This window comes from Rhodoferax sp. UBA5149, assembly GCF_002413825.1.
Lineage (GTDB): Bacteria > Pseudomonadota > Gammaproteobacteria > Burkholderiales > Burkholderiaceae_C > Rhodoferax.
The window spans coordinates 1-6,562 of sequence record NZ_DHXT01000194.1; the positions used below are offsets into that span (position 1 = coordinate 1).

The window sequence follows — 6,562 nt, forward strand, 5'->3', positions numbered from 1 at the left end:
TGACAAATACTCAGTGTTTACCCCAAGACATGACACTCATCCCCGCCGGGCACCTCAACCTGCACAAGCGCCTTTTTGACTGACCCATGTTCCCCAATACAGCTTCGTCCACTTCACGTTTTCTTGCGGCGCAACCCTGGTTCGCCAGTCTGCCCCTTTCGACTCAAACTCAGATTAGCGGGCAGGTCGTGCGCACGACCGGCCAAAAAGGAGAGCTGATGCTGCAAGCCAATGTGCCGGTGGCCGGTTGGTACGCCGTGTTGGCGGGCCTGATCAAGATACAAACGGTTCCCGTGAAGGGCCGCTCATCCACTTTTCTGGGCGTGGCGCGCGGCGACTGGTTTGGGGAAGGCTCGGCGCTGAAGGCCGAGCGGCGCCAGTACGAAGTCATTGCCTTGCGCGACACGGAGTTGCTGTGCCTGCCGCTGGCCGAATTTAACCAACTGCGCGCCACCAGCATCGCGTTCAACCAGGTCCTGGTCAAACAGTTGAATCTTCGCCTGAGCCAGGCCATGGCCCTCATTGAGGCCAGCCGCCTGCGCACGCCCGAGCAGCGGGTCGCGCTGTCCTTGAGCCGCCTGTTCTGGAACCGCACCCGCAAACTCAGCCTGTCGCAGGACGAGCTGGCCAACCTGGTCGGCGTATCGCGCCAGACCGCCAACCGGGCCCTGAAGTCACTGGCGCAACGCGGACTGGTAACACTGGAATTCGGCCGGGTGGACATTGCCGACGACGACGCGCTGACCCGCTTCATTTTTTCAGCGCCCGAAACACCGGGACGGCCAAACCCCTGACCCCCGGCACCCCTGCCCCGCACTGCGAAAGATAACCCTGCAGGCTGCGGGCGGGGCGACGCTGCGAGACAATTCCGCCATGAACATCGTCCCAGACATGCGCAGCAATCTCGATCTGGGATTGACCTGGCGCAACAGTTTCGCCCAGCTGGGCGAAGATTTTTACACCCTTCTTGCACCTCAGCCACTGCCCGCGCCTTACTGGGTGGGGCATAGCGTGTCGCTAGCCCGCGAACTGGGTCTTGGCGAGGCCTGGCGCGAGTCAGCCGAGCTGCTGGAGGCGGTGTCTGGCAACCGTCAGATTGCCGGCACGCAAACCCTGGCCAGTGTCTACAGCGGTCATCAATTTGGCATGTGGGCAGGGCAACTGGGCGATGGCCGTGCCATTTTGCTGGGCGAAACCAGCGATGGGATGGAGCTGCAGCTCAAGGGCGCGGGCCTCACGCCCTATTCCCGCATGGGCGACGGCCGTGCCGTTTTGCGCTCCAGCATCCGCGAATTTTTGTGCAGCGAGGCGATGCAGGGTCTGGCTATTCCCACCTCACGCGCGCTGTGCGTGACCGGCTCGGACGCGCCCATACGACGCGAAACCATGGAAACCGCAGCGGTGGTCACGCGGGTCGCACCCAGCTTCGTGCGCTTCGGCCATTTCGAGCATTTTTCACACAGCGGCCAGCATGCTCAACTCAAGGCCCTGGCCGACTACGTGATTGACCGGTTTTACCCGGCGTGCCGAACGAGCGACAAATTTTCTGGCAACCCCTATGCGGCCCTGCTGGAGGCGGTGAGCGAACGCACCGCGATCATGGTGGCCCAGTGGCAGGCCGTGGGCTTTTGCCACGGCGTGATGAACACCGACAACATGAGCATTCTGGGTCTCACCATCGACTACGGTCCGTTCCAGTTTCTGGACGCCTACAACCCCGGCCATATTTGCAACCACTCTGACGCGCAAGGTCGTTACGCCTTCAACAAGCAGCCCAACATCGCCTACTGGAACTTGTTTTGCCTGGGCCAGGCCCTGTTGCCGCTGATTGAGGCGCAAGAACTGGCCATCGGCGCGCTGGAGTCCTATAAAACCGTGTTTCCCGCCGCCCTGGAACGGCTGATGCGCGCCAAGCTGGGTCTGGTGAATCTTGACGACGAAAATTCAAGGGATGCGTCGGCGCATGACCGAGCCCTGATTGAAGACATCCTCAAGCTGCTGGCCCAGGACCGGGTGGACTACACCATCTTCTGGCGGCGCCTGAGCCATTCCAGCGCCGGCACCGACACCGAAGCGGTGCGTGATCTGTTTCTGGACCGCCCCGCGGCCGACGCCTGGTTGCTACGCTATTCGGAGCGGCTGGCGCATATTCCACGCGGGCTAGCGACCGATTTAATGTTAAGAACCAATCCCAAGTTTGTGCTGCGCAACCATTTGGGCGAACAGGCTATCAAAAGAGCGAAACTTAAAGACTTTTCGCAGGTCGATACCTTGCTGATGCTGCTTGAGTCCCCCTTCGAGGAGCATCCTGGTTTTGAAGCCTACGCCGACTTCCCGCCCGATTGGGCCGCGGGCATCGAAATCAGCTGCAGTTCCTGAACCATCCCCCAAACCGTGAGCCCCGTCATGACCTACAAAATTGAAAAAACCGACGCCCAATGGAAAGCCCTGTTGGCAGAAAAAGGCGCCGAGCCGCGGGCCTTCGAGGTCACGCGCCATGAAGCCACCGAACGTGCCTACACCGGCAAACTGGAAGACAACAAGGCCGATGGCGTCTATAAATGCATTTGCTGCGACAAGCCCTTGTTTGATGCCAGCACCAAGTTCGAGTCCGGCTGCGGCTGGCCCAGCTATTTCCAGCCGATCGACGAGGCGGCCGTGGGCACCAAGGTCGATGGCATGCTGGGGATGCGTCGCACCGAAGTGCACTGCGCCGATTGCGGCGCGCACCTGGGCCATGTGTTTGAAGACGGCCCGGCGCCCACCGGCCTGCGCTATTGCATGAACTCAGCTTCGTTAAACTTCAGCCCTAAATGAAAATACTGATCGACTTCTTCCCCATCCTGCTGTTTTTCGGCGCTTACAAGGTTTACGACATTTACGCGGGCACCGGCGTATTGATGGTCGCGACCCTGCTTCAGATGAGCCTGATCTATGCGATTGACCGCAAACTGACGATCATGCACAAGGTCACGCTGGCGTTGGTGCTGGTTTTTGGCGCCTTGACCCTGGTGCTGCACGACGACCGCTTCATCAAATGGAAACCCACCGTGCTGTATGCCGCCATGGCCATCGGATTGGCACTCGCGGTTTGGGTGTGGAAGAAAAACTTTCTCAAACTGATGCTGGGCAGCCAGATGGAATTGCCGGACCCGGTGTGGATGCGGCTCAACGTGGTCTGGGTCGCCTACTGCGCTTTCATGTCGCTGATCAATGCCTATGTGGCGGCCTACTACAGCACGGAAGCCTGGGTCAACTTCAAGCTCTGGGGCTATGCGTTTCCGCTGGTCTTCATCGTGGGTCAGGGCTTCTATATTTCGCGTTACCTCAAAGCCGACGAACCCCAGGCCCCCAACCCACCATGACTTCCACCACGTCAACAGCACCCACCGCTCAACTGCTCGACCAGCGTTTGCGCCAAACCCTGCAACCGACCTCGCTGGAGGTGGTGGATGAGAGTTTCCAGCACAACGGCCATGCGGGCGCCAATGGCAGCGGCTTTGGCACCCATTTTCGGGTGCGCATCACTTCACATTTATTTACCGGCAAGACCGCCGTGATGCGGCATCGCCTTGTGTATGATGCGCTGCAAGATTTCATGGACCAGGGCCTGCACGCGCTGGCCATTGAAGCCCATTTACCACCCGTTTGATCCTGGTTATTTAGAACTTATTACTTAGGGACCCCGAATGAAATTGAAACTCATATCAGCCATTGCCGCTGCCGCGCTACTGGGCACTCTGGCACCGGTTGTCTTGGCGCAAAACGTGGCCATCGTCAATGGCAAAGCGGTGCCCAAAGCACGCGTGGACGCGCTGGCGCAGCAGATCGCCCGCTCGGGCCGCCCGGTGACGCCTGAAATTCAGGGCCAGCTCAAGGACGAAGTGATCGCCCGCGAAATTTTCATTCAGGAAGCCCAGAAACAGGGACTGGACACCACGGAAGACTTCAAAACCCAGATCGAACTGGCGCGCCAGACGATTCTGATTCGTGAGCTGTTTGGCAATTATCAAAAGACCAACCCCGTCACCGATGCCGAGATCAAGGCCGAGTACGACAAATTTGCAGCGGCCAACGGTGGCAAGGAGTACAAAGCGAGCCACATCCTGGTTGAAAAAGAAGACCAGGCCAAAGCCATCATTGCCCAGCTGAAAAAAGGCGGAAAATTTGAAGAAATCGCCAAAAAATCCTCCAAAGATCCAGGCTCTGGCGCCAAGGGTGGCGATCTCGACTGGGCCGGCCCTGGCAACTATGTCCCCGAATTCTCCGAAGCCCTGACCAAGCTGGCCAAGGGCAAAATCACCGAGACGCCGGTCAAGACGCAATTCGGCTATCACATCATTCGTCTGGACGATATTCGTGACGCCCAGTTGCCAAAATTTGACGACGTCAAACCTCAAATCGCACAGCAACTGCAGCAACAAAAGATGTCGAAGTTCCAGGAAGAACTGCGCGCCAAAGCCAAAATCGAATAGTTTGGCTGGCGACTTCTGAAAAAAACGCGGTTAAGGCCGCGTTTTTTTTCGCTCGCGTTTCTTGTTTTTTTCTAGTTGACCAGCCAGCCCACCGCCATCAAGGCGCCGATCATCAGCGGCTGGTGCAGCAGGTAATAGCTCAGACTCCAGCGCCCCAGGATTGCCAAGGGCTTCATCGCCACGGGCAAGGGCCACGACAAGCGCCCGGCGCCTCGGCTCGACAACCAGGCGCCGCCGGCCACACCCCACCACATCACGCCCAGCCAGGGCAGCAGCGGCACATAGTCCTCGGTGATGGGTTTGCGCGTAATCAGGCCCAGCCAGTTCAGCCGTGGCGCGTTAAACATATCGGAAAAATGGGCCATGGCCCCCATATCCATTGCGTAAGCAGCTATGAATTTAGTAGCAATTGCGACGCCACCCAGAATCCACAGCCAGCCGCCCCAGCGGGTCGTCAAGCGCGCGATGATCAGCATCAAGGCAATACCGTGCAGCACACCGAAATAGATGAAAGTTTGCGGGTACATCAGCCACGAGCCCGCGGTGACCAGCAAGGCACACCCCACCACCTGCACCCAACGGCGCCAAAAACGCGACCAGCTTTGCCCCTGCGCCACCGCGATGGCTTGGCCCAAGCCCGCACAAAATAAAAACAGGCTCAAGATCAAGGTGCGCTGCCAGGTCCAGGTCGGGTCGCGGTAAAAATCCTGTTGCCAAAACCCAAAGTGGTTGAGATCAAAACAGAAGTGAAACGCCGTCATCCACACCATGGCAAAGCCACGCAAAGCGTCGACCGCGTCGAATCGGGGCATAAAAAGAGGGATTGATTTGCGCAGCATGGCTTGACGATACCCGAATAGTCAGGAAACAATTCACGGCATGTCACTGCGTGAAGTTAGCTTGCGGCCCTTAGAGGGACTCAGAGACACTTGTTTGTGCATCACGGTCATGCACTGACATGCACTGATTCATTGGCCGGTTTCATCAATCAATGAGGGAGTTTTTCATGGCGACCACCAAAGCGACCACTGCAACCAAAACAGCGAAGACGGCCAAAACTGTCGCCGCCAAATCACGCGTCAGGGCCACCGTGGCAAAGACTGCCGCAGCCAAATCAAAGGCCAAGGCCGTCGCGGTAAAAACCAAATCGACCGCCGAAACCGAGCCCGCTACGCTGAAACAGGTGGCGACCCGAAGCCGCCGGAAGGTCACTAGCGTCGTGCATTTGACACGGGACGCCTCGTTCAAGCTGATCGATTCCCAGCGCGCCATCTGGCTGGCGGGTCTGGGCGCACTGGCCAAGGCCACCACGGCAACCGGCGCCAAGGGTGAGAAAGCCTTCGAAGCGCTGGTGAAGGCCGGCGAAAAACTCGAATCTCAGGGGCGGGGTGCGATCGACAGCAACGCCGATCTGCTCAAGGGCCGCATCAACGATGCAAGCAACGCGGTGGACCAGGGCATCGACAGCGTCAGCGACGCTTTCAATGCCCGTATCAAACAGGCACTGGCTCGCTTAGGCTACCCCAAAAGCAGCTACCCCGCCAAGTAAGCGCATCTGACTAAAGCGCCTGCCCCAGCCGCCCAATCCCCTCTTCAATCTTCTCCACCCCGACTGTTGCAAAGCTCAGGCGCAAGGTGGACAGATCAGGATCGTGTGCGAAGAACGGCGCGCCGGGCACAAAGGCCACGCCTTGGTCGATGGCGCGTTTGGCAAAGTCGGGGGCGTTGCGACCGCGGCCTTCTGCGCCGGTGAGCTTGGCCCAGAAGAACATGCCGCCCTGCGGCTGGTTGAACTCGATGGCGCTACCGAGCTCGCGGCGCAAGGATTCGGCCATGACGCGCGCGCGTTCGGCATAGGTGCTGCGCACCACGGCCAGCGTCGCGTCCAGCCGGTTCAACGTCAGATAGTGGGCGGCGATGGCCTGGCTCAGGTTGCTGGTGTGGGCGTCGCTGAACTGCTTGCACATGGTGGCTTTGGCCAACAACTCCGCGGGCGCAATCAGCCAGCCCACGCGCAGACCCGGGCTCAGAATTTTGCTGAACGATCCGCAATGGGCGAGCCAATCGCGGCTGCCGGGCACCTGGTC

At 59.2% G+C, this 6,562-nt stretch carries 9 protein-coding genes; 7 read left to right on the plus strand and 2 right to left on the minus strand.

The genetic code is table 11. From position 1 onward, the window contains the following. The first annotated feature begins 86 nt into the window (after positions 1 to 86). The 6 genes from B3V69_RS17250 (at position 87) to B3V69_RS17275 (ending at position 4,475) form a co-directional block, all read left to right on the plus strand. The gene (locus B3V69_RS17250) at positions 87 to 794 is read left to right on the plus strand and encodes a Crp/Fnr family transcriptional regulator (RefSeq protein WP_296448232.1); all 708 of its coding nucleotides are present in this window, start codon (positions 87 to 89) and stop codon (positions 792 to 794) included. 79 nt (positions 795 to 873) lie between these two features. Further along, positions 874 to 2,379, plus strand: a complete 1,506-nt coding sequence (locus tag B3V69_RS17255) for a protein adenylyltransferase SelO (protein ID WP_296448233.1) — start codon at positions 874 to 876, stop codon at positions 2,377 to 2,379. A 27-nt stretch (positions 2,380 to 2,406) separates the two neighbouring features. Beyond that, entirely contained in the window at positions 2,407 to 2,817 is a 411-nt protein-coding gene (msrB, locus tag B3V69_RS17260; protein WP_296448234.1) for a peptide-methionine (R)-S-oxide reductase MsrB, read from the plus strand. After that, positions 2,814 to 3,365 (plus strand): septation protein A, encoded by a 552-nt coding sequence (locus B3V69_RS17265; RefSeq protein WP_296448235.1) that lies wholly within the window; start codon positions 2,814 to 2,816, stop codon positions 3,363 to 3,365. Before msrB ends, B3V69_RS17265 begins: the two co-directional genes overlap by 4 nt. Further along, on the plus strand, positions 3,362 to 3,652 hold the full coding sequence (locus B3V69_RS17270) for a BolA family protein (RefSeq protein ID WP_296448236.1): 291 nt from the start codon (positions 3,362 to 3,364) through the stop codon (positions 3,650 to 3,652). The genes B3V69_RS17265 and B3V69_RS17270 overlap by 4 nt, the downstream gene beginning before the upstream one ends. 37 nt (positions 3,653 to 3,689) lie before the next feature. Further along, positions 3,690 to 4,475, plus strand: coding sequence for a peptidylprolyl isomerase (locus B3V69_RS17275; protein ID WP_296448237.1), 786 nt, complete (start codon positions 3,690 to 3,692; stop codon positions 4,473 to 4,475). Positions 4,476 to 4,546: 71 nt separating this feature from the next. Here B3V69_RS17275 and B3V69_RS17280 read toward each other — a convergent pair whose 3' ends face one another. After that, positions 4,547 to 5,287, minus strand: coding sequence for a heparan-alpha-glucosaminide N-acetyltransferase (locus B3V69_RS17280; RefSeq protein WP_296448238.1), 741 nt, complete (start codon positions 5,285 to 5,287; stop codon positions 4,547 to 4,549). A 194-nt stretch (positions 5,288 to 5,481) separates the two neighbouring features. Here B3V69_RS17280 and B3V69_RS17285 point away from each other — a divergent pair, with 194 nt between their 5' ends. After that, positions 5,482 to 6,024: a phasin family protein gene (locus tag B3V69_RS17285; protein WP_296448239.1), complete on the plus strand. Its 543-nt coding sequence runs from the start codon at positions 5,482 to 5,484 to the stop codon at positions 6,022 to 6,024. Positions 6,025 to 6,034: 10 nt separating this feature from the next. Here B3V69_RS17285 and B3V69_RS17290 read toward each other — a convergent pair. Next, positions 6,035 to 6,562: aminotransferase class I/II-fold pyridoxal phosphate-dependent enzyme (locus tag B3V69_RS17290; RefSeq protein ID WP_296448240.1), on the minus strand; the 528-nt coding region annotated here is incomplete at its 5' end.

What these genes read in the sequence shown, in the direction of transcription:
- B3V69_RS17250 (WP_296448232.1), top strand. Translation starts at nt 87, where the DNA reads ATGTTCCCCAATACAGCTTCGTCCACTTCACGTTTTCTTGCGGCGCAA.
- B3V69_RS17255 (WP_296448233.1), top strand. Translation starts at nt 874, where the DNA reads ATGAACATCGTCCCAGACATGCGCAGCAATCTCGATCTGGGATTGACC.
- msrB (WP_296448234.1), top strand. Translation starts at nt 2,407, where the DNA reads ATGACCTACAAAATTGAAAAAACCGACGCCCAATGGAAAGCCCTGTTG.
- B3V69_RS17265 (WP_296448235.1), top strand. Translation starts at nt 2,814, where the DNA reads ATGAAAATACTGATCGACTTCTTCCCCATCCTGCTGTTTTTCGGCGCT.
- B3V69_RS17270 (WP_296448236.1), top strand. Translation starts at nt 3,362, where the DNA reads ATGACTTCCACCACGTCAACAGCACCCACCGCTCAACTGCTCGACCAG.
- B3V69_RS17275 (WP_296448237.1), top strand. Translation starts at nt 3,690, where the DNA reads ATGAAATTGAAACTCATATCAGCCATTGCCGCTGCCGCGCTACTGGGC.
- B3V69_RS17280 (WP_296448238.1), bottom strand. Translation starts at nt 5,287, where the DNA reads ATGCCCCGATTCGACGCGGTCGACGCTTTGCGTGGCTTTGCCATGGTG.
- B3V69_RS17285 (WP_296448239.1), top strand. Translation starts at nt 5,482, where the DNA reads ATGGCGACCACCAAAGCGACCACTGCAACCAAAACAGCGAAGACGGCC.